This window comes from Ignatzschineria cameli, from assembly GCF_003121895.1.
GTDB lineage: Bacteria > Pseudomonadota > Gammaproteobacteria > Cardiobacteriales > Wohlfahrtiimonadaceae > Ignatzschineria > Ignatzschineria cameli.
Window position 1 is genome coordinate 108,225 of sequence record NZ_QEWW01000001.1, and the last position, 17,366, is coordinate 125,590.

Annotated in this window: 15 protein-coding genes; 12 read left to right on the top strand and 3 right to left on the bottom strand. The window is 38.5% G+C overall.

The window, feature by feature from the left end; all coding sequences use genetic code 11:
* Nucleotides 1-330: 330 nt before the first annotated feature.
* Both DC077_RS00390 and DC077_RS00395 read right to left on the bottom strand, forming a co-directional pair.
* Nucleotides 331-2,019, bottom strand: a complete 1,689-nt coding sequence (locus DC077_RS00390) for a Na+/H+ antiporter (protein WP_109217740.1) — start codon at nucleotides 2,017-2,019, stop codon at nucleotides 331-333.
* 250 nt (nucleotides 2,020-2,269) lie between these two features.
* A complete protein-coding gene (locus DC077_RS00395) occupies nucleotides 2,270-2,533 on the bottom strand; it encodes a rhodanese-like domain-containing protein (RefSeq protein ID WP_109201306.1) in 264 nt (87 codons plus the stop codon).
* Nucleotides 2,534-2,909: 376 nt separating this feature from the next.
* Between DC077_RS00395 and msrB the strand changes: the two genes are divergently transcribed.
* The 10 genes from msrB (at nucleotide 2,910) to DC077_RS00445 (ending at nucleotide 13,901) form a co-directional block, all read left to right on the top strand.
* Nucleotides 2,910-3,362, top strand: a complete 453-nt coding sequence (gene msrB, locus DC077_RS00400; RefSeq protein WP_275663868.1) for a peptide-methionine (R)-S-oxide reductase MsrB — start codon at nucleotides 2,910-2,912, stop codon at nucleotides 3,360-3,362.
* 356 nt (nucleotides 3,363-3,718) lie between these two features.
* On the top strand, nucleotides 3,719-4,027 hold the full coding sequence (locus DC077_RS00405) for an ArsR/SmtB family transcription factor (RefSeq protein ID WP_109201307.1): 309 nt from the start codon (nucleotides 3,719-3,721) through the stop codon (nucleotides 4,025-4,027).
* 8 nt (nucleotides 4,028-4,035) lie between these two features.
* Nucleotides 4,036-4,458 (top strand): YeeE/YedE family protein, encoded by a 423-nt coding sequence (locus DC077_RS00410; RefSeq protein ID WP_109217741.1) that lies wholly within the window; start codon nucleotides 4,036-4,038, stop codon nucleotides 4,456-4,458.
* Nucleotide 4,459: 1 nt separating this feature from the next.
* On the top strand, nucleotides 4,460-4,870 hold the full coding sequence (locus DC077_RS00415) for a YeeE/YedE family protein (protein ID WP_109217742.1): 411 nt from the start codon (nucleotides 4,460-4,462) through the stop codon (nucleotides 4,868-4,870).
* A 1,113-nt stretch (nucleotides 4,871-5,983) separates the two neighbouring features.
* Nucleotides 5,984-6,529, top strand: coding sequence for a fimbrial protein (locus DC077_RS00420; protein ID WP_109217743.1), 546 nt, complete (start codon nucleotides 5,984-5,986; stop codon nucleotides 6,527-6,529).
* 336 nt (nucleotides 6,530-6,865) lie between these two features.
* Complete coding sequence (locus tag DC077_RS00425) at nucleotides 6,866-9,367, top strand: fimbria/pilus outer membrane usher protein (RefSeq protein WP_109217744.1); 2,502 nt, start codon at nucleotides 6,866-6,868, stop codon at nucleotides 9,365-9,367.
* 12 nt (nucleotides 9,368-9,379) lie between these two features.
* Nucleotides 9,380-10,075, top strand: a complete 696-nt coding sequence (locus tag DC077_RS00430) for a fimbrial biogenesis chaperone (RefSeq protein WP_109201313.1) — start codon at nucleotides 9,380-9,382, stop codon at nucleotides 10,073-10,075.
* Between the two features lie 110 nt (nucleotides 10,076-10,185).
* A complete protein-coding gene (locus DC077_RS00435; RefSeq protein ID WP_109217745.1) occupies nucleotides 10,186-11,238 on the top strand; it encodes a hypothetical protein in 1,053 nt (350 codons plus the stop codon).
* A 295-nt stretch (nucleotides 11,239-11,533) separates the two neighbouring features.
* Entirely contained in the window at nucleotides 11,534-12,601 is a 1,068-nt protein-coding gene (locus DC077_RS00440; RefSeq protein WP_133243537.1) for a hypothetical protein, read from the top strand.
* Nucleotides 12,602-12,917: 316 nt separating this feature from the next.
* On the top strand, nucleotides 12,918-13,901 hold the full coding sequence (locus DC077_RS00445) for a hypothetical protein (protein WP_109217747.1): 984 nt from the start codon (nucleotides 12,918-12,920) through the stop codon (nucleotides 13,899-13,901).
* A 256-nt stretch (nucleotides 13,902-14,157) separates the two neighbouring features.
* Here the strand turns inward: DC077_RS00445 and ppa are convergent, their stop codons facing one another.
* Nucleotides 14,158-14,700, bottom strand: a complete 543-nt coding sequence (gene ppa, locus DC077_RS00450; RefSeq protein WP_109217748.1) for an inorganic diphosphatase — start codon at nucleotides 14,698-14,700, stop codon at nucleotides 14,158-14,160.
* Nucleotides 14,701-14,891: 191 nt separating this feature from the next.
* Here ppa and DC077_RS00455 point away from each other — a divergent pair, with 191 nt between their 5' ends.
* Both DC077_RS00455 and DC077_RS00460 read left to right on the top strand, forming a co-directional pair.
* Complete coding sequence (locus tag DC077_RS00455) at nucleotides 14,892-16,667, top strand: GNAT family N-acetyltransferase (RefSeq protein WP_109217749.1); 1,776 nt, start codon at nucleotides 14,892-14,894, stop codon at nucleotides 16,665-16,667.
* On the top strand, nucleotides 16,667-17,356 hold the full coding sequence (locus tag DC077_RS00460) for a thiamine diphosphokinase (protein ID WP_157953456.1): 690 nt from the start codon (nucleotides 16,667-16,669) through the stop codon (nucleotides 17,354-17,356). The genes DC077_RS00455 and DC077_RS00460 overlap by 1 nt, the downstream gene beginning before the upstream one ends.
* The last annotated feature ends 10 nt before the right edge of the window (nucleotides 17,357-17,366 follow it).

The window sequence follows — 17,366 nt, forward strand, 5'->3', positions numbered from 1 at the left end:
TACAGTTGCATCCCTAAAAGAGGCCCCGACAATGACTTTGTCCCAAGGGGCCTTTTTCTTGTCTTGAGTTTTTGAAACGTGATTGGTTGAGAGAGGAGAAAAGAGGGCAAGAGAGACAGACTAGATTCAGTGGATGTTGACTTTCAACTAGATGGGGACTTTCGGCTATTGAGAGATATAAAAATAGCGGGATACTGTCCCGCTATATGTTCTGTTTAATTCTCTTCTATTTAGGGATCACTAATGATCACTAATGATCACTAATGGATCATTAAAGATTCCCTTTTATGATCCATTAGATGATCGTGGTAGATCTAATTGAAGATGGCTCTAATTGGGATGAATCGGCGAGCGACCTAAGATTAAGGTCTCCGCTAAATCGATCTCATAGAGGAGTTTTGCGTAGAGCTCAGGGCTGATACGTTTCTTCGAGTTAAGCTCATAGAGTTTTCGGCGTTCTGCCCGAACAGCAGAGAGACGAATATGGACCTCAATGGCATCACTCTCTTCGGTTTTCTGTATCATATGGTTGACCTGCTCAATTTCGCTAATGACATGATTGCTAATCTGGCGAATAAAGAGCTGTCGCTCACTCTCTTCTTCAGAAGGTTGCTCTGCATTGAGTATCTCTGCGGTCTTCTCTACTGCTTCAATGGCTGCATTTGCAATCTCTGCACGCACCTCATGTTCTTCATGAATGCTCTCAACAGCAATGGGCTCTGTTGCTCCCCGTTTTTTTCTTAATAGCAGAGGTAAGACCAAAGCTGCCGTGATAAGAGACATAATAATAATCCCCGCTGCCAAGAAGATTACCTGATAACGCGCAGGGAAGGGAATATCAGGATTGGTGGAGATAAAGAGCGGAATAGAGAGGGCAGCTGCCAATGTTACGGTCCCACGGACTCCCGAAAAAGTGAGAATAAGGAGCTCTTTAAAACTCATTGTGGCAAAGACCATCGGCTTCTTAAAAGGCGTGATGGGGCTTGTGTAACGGAGCAAGAGCAACCAGAGAAAGCGTAATAGCATCAATGCAAAGTAGATAAGAACGATATCACCGATTAATGTCGTAAATGTGGTCGATGGATCGACTAAAGCATCGAGGTAAGTCTCTTGGAAGATGCTGGGAATCTGTAATCCCAACATTAAGAAGACAGCACCATTGAGGAGGTACTCGATCAATCCCCAGATACTATTTGCCCGTAGTCGCATCTGTACCGGCGTTGTTTGGAAGAATTTAGAGAAGCTTACTGTCATCCCAGCTGTTACAGCAGAGAGAATCCCCGACAAATCGAGTAGTTCTGCAATCGCATAGGCGCCAAAGGGGAGGAGCATCAGAAGGATCATCTGTGAGCCGACATCATCTCCTTGTAACTTGCCAATATAGAAGATCAGCTTAATGTAGACCCAAGAGAAGGCGATTCCTACAATTACCCCACCGACAGCCATCTTTAGGAAAGTTAAGCTCAAGAGAGCATAATCTTCAGTAGTTGTAAGTGCCGCAACTCCTAAAGCAACAGCAATAGCAAATTTAAGAGAGACCAGTGCTGAGGCATCATTCATCAATGCTTCCCCTTCTAAGACTCGCATTAAACGGTGTGAAAGACGACCTTTTCCAACAATACTTGAGAGCGCAACCGCATCTGTCGGAGAGAGAACAGCTGCTAAAGCGAAGGCAACAGGAAGTGACATCTCCGGCATAAAGTAGTAGATCAGATAGCCTAAACCCGCAACGGTTACAAAAACGAGAACTAGGGCAAGGCTGGCAATCTCTCGCCCTGAGCTAATAAAATCTTTTAATGGCATCTTTCGGCCATCTTCAAAGAGAAGAGGCGGAATAAAGAGCAACATAAAGAGCTCAGGATCGAAAGTGACATGAAACCCATCATGAGGCCAGGAGACAATCGCTCCTAAAAGGATCTGAATAAAGGGGAGTGGAAATTGGAAAGGGATCAGCTTATGCAGGGTACTCGCAAGTGCAATAAGCAAAATAATAACAAAGATGGTAATAAATATACTCATACGGTTGAATGTGCTCCTATGCGAGAAGGGATCTTGGGAAAAGTAACGTCACGTTATCTTTCACGTTATCTCTCATGTTAATTGTTGATAATCGTTAGTCGCTATTAGCGATTTTTTATTAGTGATTGTTTATTAGTGATTGCAAATAATCGATTGGAAATAATCGAAATGAATCTTTTAATGGAATCTTTTAATGAATCTTTAACGGATGTTAACGATACAGTAGATAATTAGATCTTCAATCTGATATTTACTCATCACGTAATTGTGGATATTGTTGCCACAGTGCGGAGAAGCTCCCTAAGTTCACAGCTTGATGATAACCATGATGAAGAAGGGCTTGTGTCGCAAACTCAGATCGAACGCCAGCGGCGCAGTAGAGACCGATCTCCTTCTCCTTAGAATCTACATATTGCTCAATTTCATTTAATATATTTTGATACTCAATTAAGATAGCCCCTTTGAGGTGCCCGGCATTGAACTCTTCGGGAGTTCTAACATCAATGATTAACATAAGTATATTGTCACTTTATCTAATAGAAAGAGATGCTTATTCTACCACTGCGTAAGCAATGCATAAATAGAGAATTAGAGGCGCGATAATATTTTTTTAGGCAGAAGCTTTACTTTTTTGAGAGGAGAGAGTAATTTTAACCGACACTCCCTCTAAAGCATATCAGTTTAGTATGTTATTAGGAGTCCCCTTTTAGAGGAGAAGTTGAGAAAGCGGTCATAATTTCAGCAGCGTCAGTGACACTTTTCTGTAAAAAAGTGATAAATTAGAGGGATAGTAGGGAGAACCCATCATAGAAGTGCTCTCTAGTAATAGTTTAAACGGTAGGGGAGAAGAGACAGTGAGTGAGATAAAAGAGGGTGTAACAAAGCGGCATATATTATCAGAAGCGGAGAAAGCCTCTTTAAAGAGTCGGTTAACTTCGATGCAATATTTTGTGACACAAGAGAATGGGACAGAGCCTCCCTTCCAAAATGAGTATGATCAGCATTTTGAAGAAGGTATCTATGTTGATATTGTCTCAGGTGAGCCTCTTTTCGCTTCTTGTGATAAGTTTGATGCAGGCTGTGGATGGCCGGCATTCTCGCGCCCGATTGAGGCAGAAGAAATTACAGAGCATGATGATCACTCTTACGGTTATCATAGAACTGAGGTGAGAAGTCGTAGTGCTGATTCCCATTTAGGACATCTCTTTGCAGATGGACCTAAAGCGCTTGGAGGGATGCGATATTGTATCAATTCGGCAGCTTTGCGTTTTATTCCTAAAGAGAAGATGGTTGAGGAAGGATATGGTGATTATCTTCCATTGCTAGAGAGAGGAGAGGCGTAGATAAAGCGAGCAATTTACTTTAAATAAGTAAATATTGTTGTGGCTAATAGTGATGGATTATAAGGGTGATCATCTCAATTGATCGAGCCAATTTGTATCTACTCTGCCGGCACAATGAGTGATGAGACTCGATTGATAACACTCTGTTAGCGTAAGCAGAAGGAGTCGAGATTAAGTTTAAAGGAGTGCTACCTTCAAGTGGAGAGAGAAAGTAGCGCTCTTTTCTGTTGTTTAAAGCTATAGAATTAGTTTTTAAATATATTATTAGTAGGTATAATGATTGTTGTAATCGATTTTGGATGCAGATTTCGGTGCAATGATTGAATTTTTAATATAGTTAGTTTCTAGGGGGAAAGATGAATATTCAAGAGATGCGTGAAGGCGCAACGGAAGCGACCGCTTTTTTAAAAAAATTTGGCAATGAGGATCGGCTACTGCTGCTCTGTCATTTGAGTAAAGGGGAGTTTTCTGTCTCTGCTCTCGAAGAGTTAACCGGTATTCAGCAACCAACGCTTTCACAACAGCTCGGTGTTTTGCGTGAAGATAATTTAGTCAAGACGCGCCGTGATGGAAAGTGGATCTACTACTCTGTTGATGATCCAAAAGTGATTACACTCTTACACTGTATTTACGATCTATTTTGTGCTAAAGAATTTAAGGAGTAATCAATATTATGACATTCTTTTCGCTTCCGGCGCTTCTTGGGGGATTGCTCATTGGGTGTGCCGCTGTTCTCTTCCTAATTGGGTTAGGGCGGATTATGGGGGTGAGTGGTATTGTAAGTAATCTTTTAACGCGTCAAGGTATTACAGCTTGGCGCGTTCTCTTTGTGGTTGGCTTACTTATCTCTCCCGGAATTTATTATCTAATTGCGGGGTCACTTCCAACGGTTTCTGTCACCTCTTCAATACCTCTTCTGATCGCCGCAGGCCTTCTGGTCGGGGTAGGATCTGCGATGGGATCAGGTTGTACAAGTGGCCATAGTATCTGTGGTATCTCGCGATTTGCTCCGGGCTCCCTTATTATTACGGTGCTCTTTATGGTGGCAGGTGGCGTTACCGTTTTTGTCCTAAAACATCTGATGATGGGAGGTTAAGATGAAGTTGATTATTTCGTTTGCCTCAGGATTGCTTTTTGGTTTAGGGCTTCTCTACTCAGGTATGGCTGATCCTGCAGTTGTTCAAGGTTTTTTAGATCCTTTTGGGGATTGGAATCCTGCGCTTTTATGGGTTATGGTTGGCGCGTTATTGATCTCTTTTCTCGGTGTCTTTATTGCTCGAAGACGAGACAAAACATTAACGGGCGATCCGCTCAATTTTCCTAAAAATAGCAAGATTAATAAAGATCTTATCTTAGGGGGATTGATCTTTGGTATCGGTTGGGGATTAGTTGGGATCTGTCCGGCACCAGCACTAGTACTCCTTGGGCGTGGAATGTGGGAAGGAATCATCTTTGTGATCGCAATGCTCGTTGGGATGCGTCTGGTCACATTCTTTAAAAATCGTTAAGTCAATTAATTGATGGTTGAGTCTTCGATAGAGGATGCTATAAATCTACTATTACAAGTAGATATTTAAAAGATTTAATAGATGTAAGGAATTTATATAATTAAATGTTTTAAAGTCCCTACTATTCTATCTTCATGAGCCTGGTCATTTTTTGACTAGGCTTTTTTATTGTTTAAAAAAAAAGAGATCGGAGGAGGAGATCTTATTCTTTTGAAGGGGGATAAGACCCTGGTTGTCATTCTAACTAATTGCTTGTAGTTAAGGGATAAGTAATAGGTCAGTAATAGGTCAGTAATAGGTCAGTAATAGACAAGCAATAGAGTATTTATTAATAATCTATCAATAATTAACACATAAATAACCAATATAAAATAATGTTATTTTTTGTTAACTTTTTATTATTTCCTCTATATTTCTCTGTTATTTGGATATTTTTAGTTCTGATATATCTATATTTTTTAAAGATAATTTAGAAAAATTATCTTTAAATCGCTTGTTTCTTTAACGCCTTGAGTCAGGATCTATCTGTATGGTATATATTGTTAATATCTTGATCTTTATCTCTATTTATCTTCTCAATTTGCTGTATATACGATATTGATCTAGGTTCAAGAAGAGTGATGGATAGATGCGAACAGCGTCAATAAAAGCTTATGATATTTACATTGTTAAAATTATTAAAATAAAAATTTTATGTTTGAAAATACCAATATACAATAATTTACATTAAATAATGTTTATTTATGTGATTTTTTCCCTTAGTTTTGAATAAATATTGATCAAAATTTTAAGGTGGAATACCTATTAAAAAATAATAGCTTTAAAATTCCCTATTTTTTATATTTTTCCTCTTCCGCTTATTTGCCGGCTTTGTTAAGGGTTATCGAATATTTACTTCCATAATTATCTTGCGATTTATTCATCAGACAAGATTAAGGGCATGAGCGCGTCACTTTACTTTAAAATATTTTTTATGTTAGGTTTCTCCCTGTCATCTTTTCTGCTTGTCAGATTGAGGACATTGAGGAGAGGAACTCTTAGGATTTCACCTCCTTCTTTTTAATATTGAACAAATTGTTAAATAGAAATTGAATTAAAAAGGTTGTGAAAACTATGAAAAAATTATCATTAGCATTAGTGGCGGCATTATCTTTATCGACAGCAGCATTTGCACAAACTGCAGGTTCAGATGGCCAAATTAAGTTCACCGGAACAGTGACAGAAAAAGGTTGTGAAATTGTTGCGGGCAACTCTGCAAACATTAATCTTGGATCAATGCCTAAAGCATCTCTTAAAAATGCCTTCAGTGGTTGGACTACAGGAGAAGTTAAATTTATAAATTGTAATTTAGAAGCTAAGGAAGGTGAAGGGCTTCAGTCAGTCTCTATTACTATAAACCCAGGTGCAAAAGCCTCTTTTGGAGATGATCTTTGGGCTAATAATGGTAAAGCAAAAGGGGTTGGTATCGAAGTAGAAATTGGGGGTAAAGATGGTATTAAACCAATCTCTCCTGCTGGTGTTACAACTCCGATAATTGCTAATATCGATAAAGTAAATGGTACTGCCACATATCAGGTGCGTGGTCGTATGGCAGGTGATGCTGAAGTAACTGCTGGCTCTGTCGAAACAACAGTATCATTTGTTGCAAGCTATAAATAAGTCGCTCTAGCAAAAACTTAGAAATTAAGGTTAGTCACTTTAGTGGTTTATTAGTACTTTAATTTCTATGCAATAAAGGATAGGTATCCCTCTAAACTTATTGAGGGGTACCTACTTTTGAATCAATTGAGCGGTGGTGACGATGTACTTTGCAAGTTAACTGTTTTGTTTAAAATTTATTTAAAACTTAAATCAAAAAGTGCTGTTAATGAATTTATAAATAGATTCAATAAATAGATTCAAGATAATTATTTTGATGGGAAAGTTTCTCCTATCAACCATCTCTCTATCATCATCCTAATCCTAGATAATCATCCTAGAAAGAGTTACTGAGTAATGAAACCTTTAATGAAAGCTGCTGTGAAAAGAGGGGGAACCCTAATTCTTATCGGTGCTCTACTATCACCTATCAGTTATGCATTTGAATTTGACAATAAGATTTTAGAATCTTTAGGGTTTGAGAATGTTGATCTTTCTGCCTTTGCGGGGAGTAATGATCAATTTACGGGTAAATATCTTGCTGATATTGTGATCAATGAGCAAAATATTTTCTATAACTATCCTGTCTATCTCTATAGCGAGGAAGGGCAGAGTTATATCTGTTATACCGATGAGCTGTTAACATCTCTTCCTATTAGCAAAGAGCTCCGTGTAGGGGCTAAAAAAACGTTAGTCAATAGTACTGATGCGGGTGAGTGCTATGGATTAGAGCAGTATGATTCTGCAATTGCGGCAGAGTTTGATGATAGAGAACAAAAGATTAAGATTCGTATGCCTCATGCTTATTTGGTGGACTTCGATCCCTATTGGGTTCCACCAAATCAGCGTGATTATGGTATTAGTGGTCTGTTTTTAGATTACAACTTACTCAAAACTTATAATCGTTATAAGGGAAGTGATGGTGGACACTATAGTAGTAATCACTTCTCAAGTTATGGTGTAATCGGTTTTAATCTCGGAAGATTTCGTTTTAGAACCAACTATCAATATAGCCCTAATAATGTGAAGAAGTTTGAGCGAACCCAAACCTATGGATTTACTGATATAGGCGCTCTTAATGCACACCTTTATGCAGGAGAGCTCTACTCTCGCTCAAATCTCTTTAGTTCTGTGCGTTTTAAGGGGGTTTCTCTCTATACTGAAGAGAGCATGATGCCTAACTATTTACAAGGTTATGCACCTCAAGTGACCGGGACAGCAACCTCAAATGCCGTTGTAACGGTAAGACAATATGGCAATATCATTAAGCAGGTGCAAGTTCCCCCAGGACCTTTTGCAATTGCCAATCTCCCCTCCTATTTGAGTGGAACTGTTGATGTTACGGTGGAAGAGAGCGATGGCTCGATCAATGAGTTTCAGGTCGAGATAGCGCATGTACCTTACTTAACGCGAAAAGGGGCATTACGCTACAATCTTAACGCCGGTAAATTAGCGCCACAAAATAATTCGCATAAGATTGATGTGAAATTTGCATCAGCGGATGGATCCTACGGTTTGACCGATATGATCTCTCTGATTGGTGGGTTAACCTATACCACAAATAATGAGTACGTTGCTTACAATGCAGGCTTAGGACTTAATCTTGGAATAGTGGGAGCACTCTCCTTTGATATCACTAAATCAGAGAATAAAGCGAATCCAGGTCGCCGTTTAACGGGACAGAGCTACCGTTTTAATTATGCAAAACGTTTTGGTGAAAATACCTCGCTTAATATTGTAGGTTATCGCTTCTCAAGTCGAGATTACACAACCTTGAGTAACTATGTAGATATGAAAACAGGAAGAGATAATCGGATCTATTTAGAGAAAAACCGTTTCTCTCTAAGTGTGTCACAATATGTCCCGCAGTGGAATATAAGTGTGGCAGCAACCGCTTCAAAATCGACCTATTGGAATCAGGAGAGTAATTCTTACTATAACCTTTCATTCTATAAGACGATTGAAAGAGGCTGGTTCCAAAACTCATCGGTTTCCCTTAACTTTACCCATAATAAGAGCAACTATGGGGCGAAAGATGATCTAGTTGGGGTGTATGTCTCTATTCCTTTGGAAGATAGAAAATCTCGTCTCTCATATAATGCTCGTTATGAGAGAAGTCGTAAAAATGTCTCACAACAAGCAGTATTTTATAGTGAAGGGATGGGCGGTAACTACTCTTTAGGTGCCGCAATGAACCACAAACATGACCTGAGTGGTTCAGTCGATTACGCATTAAGCGCTTCTTACAATACAACACTAAGTTTTGGTAACTTTAATGGCTCTGTAAGTTATGCCTCAGATCAGCAAAATGTTACTGCAGGGTTTAGTGGTTCTTTAACATTAACAGAGCATGGTTTAGCAACTCATCCTTATGTTTTTGAAGAGGGCTCACGTTTGATTATTGATGCCGGTGTTCCAGGGGTAGAAATGCAAGGAAATAGTAGTAAATCCAATATTTTTGGTCTAGCCGGTATTAGTAATATTTCAAACTACTATCGTTCCACATATCTCATCGATAATGATAATCTGCCCAACAATGTTGAGATTCAAGATGGGGTGATGGAAGTTGCGCCGACTAAAGGGGCGATTGCATATCGATCGGCAAATGCGATTAGTGGGGAAAAAGCGTTAGTAACGATTACACTTCCTGATGGATCCCACCCGCCATTTGGGGCCATCGTCTATCGAGAAAATGGGAAAGGCTCTGAGGTAGGAATGGTTGCCGATCAAGGTCGGACTTATCTCACAGGTCTTAATAAAAAAGCGGAGTTTGTTGTGAAGTGGGGAAGAGATCAATCCTGTACACTACCGATTCGATCAACAGATTCTAACGATTTAACGAATATTATTTGTCACTAGGAGTAATCTTACATGAAACGACTCTTTATTTTAACGGTAGCACTACTTAATATCTCTTATGCTCAATTGACCTTAGATCGGACCCGAGTTATTTTTGATCGTGGGCAATCAAGTTCTCAGTCAATTGTGGTCTCAAATACTAATAAAAATGAACCTTATTTAGCGCAATCATGGATAGAGGATGAAGCAGGAAACAAGATTGAATCGCCTTTAGTAGCACTCCCTATTTTGCAAAGAATTAATCCTGGACAAGAGAAGCAGGTAAAAATCTCTTTAGCGGGTCAAAATAATCTTCCTGAAGATCGCGAGTCGATGCTCTTTTTTAATGTTTTGGGAGTTCCTCCTAAAGCGGATGCTGAGAATCAGGTCAATATTGTTATTCAATCAAAGGTAAAGCTCTTCTATCGTCCTAAAGGATTACCACAATATAAAGATAATGGTTGGTTAAAAGAGCTACAAGTTGCAAAGTCTGGTAATAGTTACACACTGCAAAATCCAACCCCTTACCATATCGTGATATTTGGTGTCAGTAATGGTCCAAAGGGGAAAATTATTGAAAAAGATCTTGTTGTGAAACCTTTTGGGAGTGTCACGGTGGCCCAAACTTTAGGCAATACGCCGACAATCTATTTTATCAATGATTATGGTGGTACGGAATCACAAAGTTATCAGTGCGGTAGTAGTTGCCAGTTGATAACAAATAACTAATTAATGGTAATTTTAATTTAGCTAATAGAGTCTAATCTATCTTGACCTGCTGAACAGGGTCAAGATAGTTTTTTGATTCTATAACTTTCAAGTTTAATAGGTACTCTCTAATGGATATTTCACAAAGTTGGCGTATTTTTTTACCATGCTTAATGGGAGGGCTATATATTATTTTTAATTATTCATTGGCACAGTCGAATAATTGGAATAATCCTCTTTGTATCGCAAGTGATACAGGCTTAGGCGGGCCTCGTTATATTGAGACGACCTTTCCAATATATGAAGATTTTGGTGATCCGCAATATGTAAAGTTTAAACTTCGTTGTCGGGCAGATGTGCCCATTAGAGTTGAGCCTGATAATAGTGGTACCCCCCAAGCGATTCAACTTGTAAAGGATTTACAACAATACCGTCCTGATGACCAAGGGTTTATGATATATAGCGAAGTGAAAACGTTATATGGTAGCTTTTTTAACTCCTTAAACTTTTTTAAAATGGAAGCGAGTGAGCAGGGACAACCTATCGATTTACCTCCGTTAGGTGCGGGTAAGTATCATGAAATTGATGTAACCATAGGGCTTTCTGTTAAGGTTTTTTACGCGACTTACTTTCCTGAGAACCCTAAACCCATTAGTCCGCTTTATCTCCCCATTTTAAATGTATTTGAAAAGAGTACTCGACCAACTTATGCTCCTTACAATGTTATCGTTACCATGGGGATGGAAAATGACCCGGATCCCTGCGTTACTCCTGGGCTGAATATCAGGGCTCCACAAGACATTGATTTCGGAACATTAAATAAAGAGATGTTAGAGGAAGTTGTTAGTGAGCGGTTTTCAATGAGATTAGTAAGATCCATCGATGACCATTGCCAACAGCCACTTTATCCAATTATTACATTTAAGGCGACGGAGCCTATTCTTAATAATGAAATTCAACTCTCTAATGGAACTCTGTTATCACTTGATGCTGTATTACACTCCCCTCACGGCGGTGGTGACCTTGGGAAATTGCAGTTTAATACTCCAATACGATTAGGTAAATTGAATTTAGAAGATCTAGTTCTTTTAAGTATAGAGGCAAAATTAAGAAAAAACCCTAATAAGTCATTGAAAGGAGGACCTTTTTCAACGACTGTTATCTATCATGTTGAGTATCGATGATTGATGGGAGAGTAGGCTATAGCAAATAGGAATTTCAGTAAAGGTTTTAACAGTTGAAAATCTTAAGTTAATATCTGCCTTATTATCTAAATAGATAATGAGGGTTTTCCTTGGTAATCGTCAGATAATGAGGTTTATAGGCATTATAAATAATTTTTATTTTCATGCTATGGAGGTCATATTTTACTTTAACGATATGGTATTAATTCACTGTTTTTGATAGGGTTTATTATCTAATTCATATAAATAAAACATATTAGGAAAATTATTATAAAAGATAAAGAGTTATTCTCTGTTGACAAAAGGGTATGATATGAAAATTTTTTCAAAAATCTGTAGTGCTATTTTATTTTTTATATCGGTTATTTCTGTAGTCTTTGGACAAGGTTCATCTGGTGAGAGAGCGGGATGCCAGATTACTAACTATTCAACCCCGTGGGGATTTCCGAAGGTTGGCCCATCAACAGGAATGATTCTTCCTGAGTTGACTCAAAATAAGATTTTGAATTTTGCTAATCCTATCATGACTTATACGGTCTCATGTCCAGGGAATATCACCGTAATGATGTTATCTGCTTATACTCCGTGGCAAATGGACAAAGTTGATCAGTTTTGGCGGGAAGTTCGACCGTCCAGAGTATCATCCATGGTCCATATCACGGTGACTCCAATAGGAGGTACTGGTGGGGCAGTAATGAGAGGGAGCTACGATATTATGAATAAAAAAATTATTGGGGGGGGCAATTATACCTATACAGGTACAGCTTATACTCCGGCAAAAGTCGTTGTTCGTATGCAAATAGAACCACTCTATTTTTATTCTAATTTTTATAAAGATAATTATAGTTGGGAAATTATGGACTATACCTATTTTACATCACTCAAAAATGGTAGGGGAGAGCATATAGCAGCGGCATCAATATATCCTAATTTTTTTATGAGGGATGAGCCCTGTTTAATAGATGCCTATAAAACTATCATTTCTACAGATGCCATTGATTTTGGCAACCTGAGTAAAAATGAGATTGAAGCAGGGAAAGTCGTTTCTCGTTCTTTTGACATCAGCTTAACGCGTAATAGTGGGAGTTGTAGTGGTATCTTATCATCTCCTCGGGTGACATTTATTCCCCAGGATTATTATGAGAATAATAATATTTATTTAGAAAATGGTTTGATGATGACCTTTAAAGATACTAGTAGCAATCGGACAATACCGATGGCAAAAGCATATGATCTAGGGCGTGTTAGTAATAATAAATTAAAGAAGACGATTAGTGTTGAATTAAAAAAAGGAAATAAGGGAAAAAACATTAAATCCGGCCCTTTTTCTTCAACAGTTATCTATTTAATGGAATATTATTAATTCTTGATTCTTAATAACAGATTTAGTTATATATCGTTTTAGATAAGTGCTCATTGAGATCTTATCTATTATTTGAAAGATATTCTTCAACTTTCTACGTAAATAAAAACATTAATTAATCACCACATATGATTTTTTTGACTAAATTTATATTAATACAACAATGAGTTATCTGTTTAGGTCAATGATTAATTTTCTAACAGAGCAATGATTAAAGAAATTAATAAATAAAAGGCAAGTCAATTACATAGGGAGATCTCTTGTGAATATAAGTCTATGTAGAAAGTTTTTTCTGTTTTTATTGTTAGGGATATGTTTGGGTCAAGAAGGATATACTCAAAATATTGATTGGAGAAATCCACTCTGTATTGCGGAAGACACAGGTATGGGTGGACCTCGCTATTTTGAAACTAACTTCCCTTTAAATGAAGTAGCTCCTTCTCAAGTTTTTGAATTTAAACTTCGGTGTAGAGCTGATGTTGAAAGTGGATTATATATAGGGGGGTGGGGAAATGGTATTTATCACTTTAATGTTGATTTGGAGCAGTATCAGCCTCTAAGAAAGAAATATGATATTACATTGACAATAACTAATTTAGGTGATAGACAGCAATCAACAGGCTATATAAATGTATTTGCTGTAAGAGAAAGCTATTTGAATCCAATTTATTTTCCTGCATTAGGGGAGGGACGGTTTCATGATATTTCAGTCAAGATATCTCTTAGTGAAAAAATACTTGAAGCGGGTACCATCCCAGAGAACCCAAAACCAGTAAGACCTCTCTATTTGCCTCTTTTTTCTATATCGGAAAAGGGCTCTACACTCCCTTCATCAGAGCGTTATGCACCCTATGTCGTTAATCTAGTGACTACTTTTGATAAATTCCCTGATCCTTGCGTGACCCCTGGGCCATTAATTATCGTGCCTTCACAAGTTGATTTTGGAACACTTAATCGGGAAGATTTAGAAGGGAGCGTTAAAAATAAATTTTTCTTTAGAGTTGCTCGGTCAAGTGAAGATACGTGTACCTATAATCTGTACCCTATCATTACATTTAAAGCAACTGATCCTGTACTAAATGACGAAATTTATCTAGATAATGGCACTATTCTTTCTCTTGAAGAGATACATTCGGGCTTTGGTAAAATTAAATTAAATACACCAATGCGCTTTGGAGAATTGAAGCCGAAAGAATTTTTGAATTTACTTATTGAAGCGACTTTGAGAAAAAACCCTGATAAACCATTAAGAGGGGGCGCTTTTTCAACAGTTGTAATCTATCATATTGAGCTTCGTTAATTACATGATAATGATAGAACGAAGTATGATGTTTTAATTGAATCAAAAAAAGAATCAAAAGAAGAGTTCAAGGAAGTTTTGTCGAGTTAGTCGCAATGATAAAAGAAGGAGCAATCAAAATTACTGATTGCTCCTTCTTTTGGTTTTTTAATTTTTATCGTTTTTTTATCACTTTTTTATAGCTCGTTAGATCCTATAAATCTTTACTGCTATTGATTGTTATCGGTCACTGCTAAGCTTAGCGATTCTCAATCGATTATTGTTTCTCATTGAAGAGTTTTAGAGAGTTTTCAATCTCTTTTTGTGCTGCTGCTTTATCGCTATAGCCATCTAATTTAACCCATTTACCACTCTCAAGACCTTTGTAGTTTTGGAAGAAAAACTCAATTTGATCAACGAGGAGTTTAGGAAGATCTTTAATATCTTCAATATGATCGTACATTGGGCAGAGCTTGCTGATTGGTACTGCAATTAATTTTGCATCGCCACCTGATTCGTCAGTCATATTGAGAACACCTAAGGGGCGACAACGAACAACTGCACCATGGATTAATGGGAATGGGGTGATCACTAACACATCAAGTGGATCGCCATCATCACACAATGTGTTAGGAATAAAACCGTAGTTGGCAGGGTAACGCATATTTGTTCCAACAAAACGATCAACCCAGATAAGATCTGTTTCATGATCTACTTCATATTTAACAGGTGCTGACTCTGCTGGAATCTCAATAATACAGTTGAAATCTTCTGTAATTTTAGCGATATCATTTGCTGCTGGAACTTTTGCAAAACTCATAATTTTCTTTGCCTCATTTGTTAGTAGTGATTAATCTTTAAAGCTCAATAATCAAGTCATTGAGCTCAACAAAATAGATGATAAGCGTAATTATAACAACTTTGTTCTCTATTCCTATTCTATTCCTATTTTAACTGCAAAAAATGCCCATATTTGATAGGATAAACGGATTGTTATGGAGAGGTTTATCTATGAAATTTATCTGGATTAAAGGGGATCGAGTAGCAGCATTTAAGGATGCGCTAGCTGTCCGTGATCAGGTCTTTACACAAGAGCAAGGATTTCCTGCTGAGATCGATTATGATGCGATGGATTGCCAATCATGGCACCTATTACTCTACCGTATGCGGGAGAAGGAAGGGGTTGATGCATCAAAAATTGAGCATGATTTAAAATTAGAAGCGCGTCAGTCAGGTCATAAAGCATCTGAGAGATCCTCTGATTTAGATAATTTAGAAGCAATAGGAACACTTCGTTTTTTCCTTAATGATGATGGTGAGTATCAGGTTGGACGAGTTGCAATACTTAAGGCATATCGAGGATACCAACTAGGGCAATTTCTCCTAAAAGAAGCCCTTAAGAAGATGGCAGTCTTAGCGGAGAGTCGCGAAGTTATTTTGCATGCACAACTTGCGGCAAAAGGCTTTTATGAGCGCTATCACTTTAAAGCGGAAGGGGAGAGTTTTTTAGAAGAGGGTGAGCCTCATATTACAATGAGAAGAGAATTAACGCTCGGGAAAATACCGGCCGATCGTTTTGCTTCTGCAGAGCGAATCCTCTTTATTGCGCATCTGGCAATTGGTGATTTTACCTATCTTCAAAATGGCTTTAGAGCTTTTAAAGAAGCTTATCCTCATCTTAAGATTGATCTCTTTATTGAAGAAGTTCGTTGCACCAATGATCCCAAAAAATGGCCTTTCTTAAAGAAATACTCACTCTATGATTGGGTCGGCAAGTGCGGTATTTTTGATAAGATCTACAATAAAAATTACTCTCCGGCACTTCGTCTAGAATCGATTGTTGAAGCAAAACTCCAGAAATATCCGATAGTGGTCTCCATTGAGACTTTAGCATCGCTCAATGGGGCAGGATTAGCACGAGATATAGCGGGTCCCGATGGATTTGCGATGGGAATGGATATTCGCTATCGCTGGTATCAGATTCGTGAGAAATTGGATCTTAAAAAACTGGATGCAACTATTGAAGTTGTTAAGCCTCATAATGGAAGTGATCGGCATATTAGTGATGATTATGCTTACTGGTTTGCCCAGATCGGTGGGGTGATGCTCTTTCCTGAAGATCGCTATCCTTTTGTTAAAATCCCTAAAAAATGGCGCAAAGATGCAGAAAAGCAACTTGGAAAATGGGGCGTTCAGGCGGATCAACCGATTATTTTTATCAATCATATTGCGAAAAATCCTCGCCGTTCATGGAAATTATCACAGGTTCGTGAGTTGATTGAGTTGATGCAGCAGCAGTCAAAATGGAAAAATAGCTTCTTTATTATTAATGGGATCCCTGAGATTCTCCCAGAAATTAGAGCATTGATTGAGAAACATCAGCTGACTAATACCGTGGCATTTAGTGCTGTTGATAATTTCTTCCAATTGCCGGCAATGTTAGCTGCTTCTGATCTGATTATCTCGGTAGAAACAGCTGTGATGCATCTTGCTAATGCGGTTCATGTTCCGGTAATTGCTTTGATGCGAATTAAGACCTTAGAGTGGGTGCCCCTCAATGAGAAGTTAACAACTCTAATTTTCACACCAAAGCGGGCAGATGTCATCTCCGATATTCCGCCACAACGGGTAATTGAAGTACTGCCTGAGGATCCTTTTGCCGGAAGAGCTAAGAAGATGTTAGATGAGAGTCTTGATGCTTCGGATAATGATGCAGATGATAAGTTAGAAGTTGAAGGGAGCAGGGCGGAAGGTGAATTGAACGCATCAACTGAGGATGGTGAATAGTGCGAAAAAAGCCGACTCGAGCAGTGATTTTACTCCCCGGAACCATTCACTTTGAGGCGGTAATAGCCTCTTTTAGTGATTGGTTTCAAGATGCGATCGTGATTGCGGTTGACAAAGGGATCGATAAAGCGGAAAAAATCGCTCCCTTGCGATGTAATAGCGATGTTGCGGTTGATTATTGGGTTGGGGATTTTGATTCAAGTCATCACCTAGAGATCGCGCCGACCCTCTATCGAGAAAAGGTAAGATATCCCGCTGAGAAAGATGAGATCGATACAGAGCTAGCTCTCTCTTTAGCTAGGGAGCAAGGCATTGATCGATTTCTATTATTAGGCGGGATTGGCGGGCGCCTTGATCATCAAACGGCGCTTCTCTTTCTGCCGGTACAGTATCCTGCGACAACCTTCATCCACACCGATGGAGTCGAGAAACTCCATTTTCTAGAGGCTGGACGCCATTACCATTTTTTACTTCCTTTGGGAACTACCGTAAGTCTTATGGCGCTTACCGATCTGGCAGGTATCAATCTTTCAGGGGTTAAGTGGCCTTTATCGAACTACGCTTTAAAATTAGGCTCAGGATTGACCTATTCCAATGAGGTTGTTGAGGAGCAGGGGATTGAGGTCTCAATCGAAAAAGGGGATGCGTGGCTCTATCTTTTGCCGGCAGATAGCAAGCGTTCTCTCTAGTCTTGCTAGA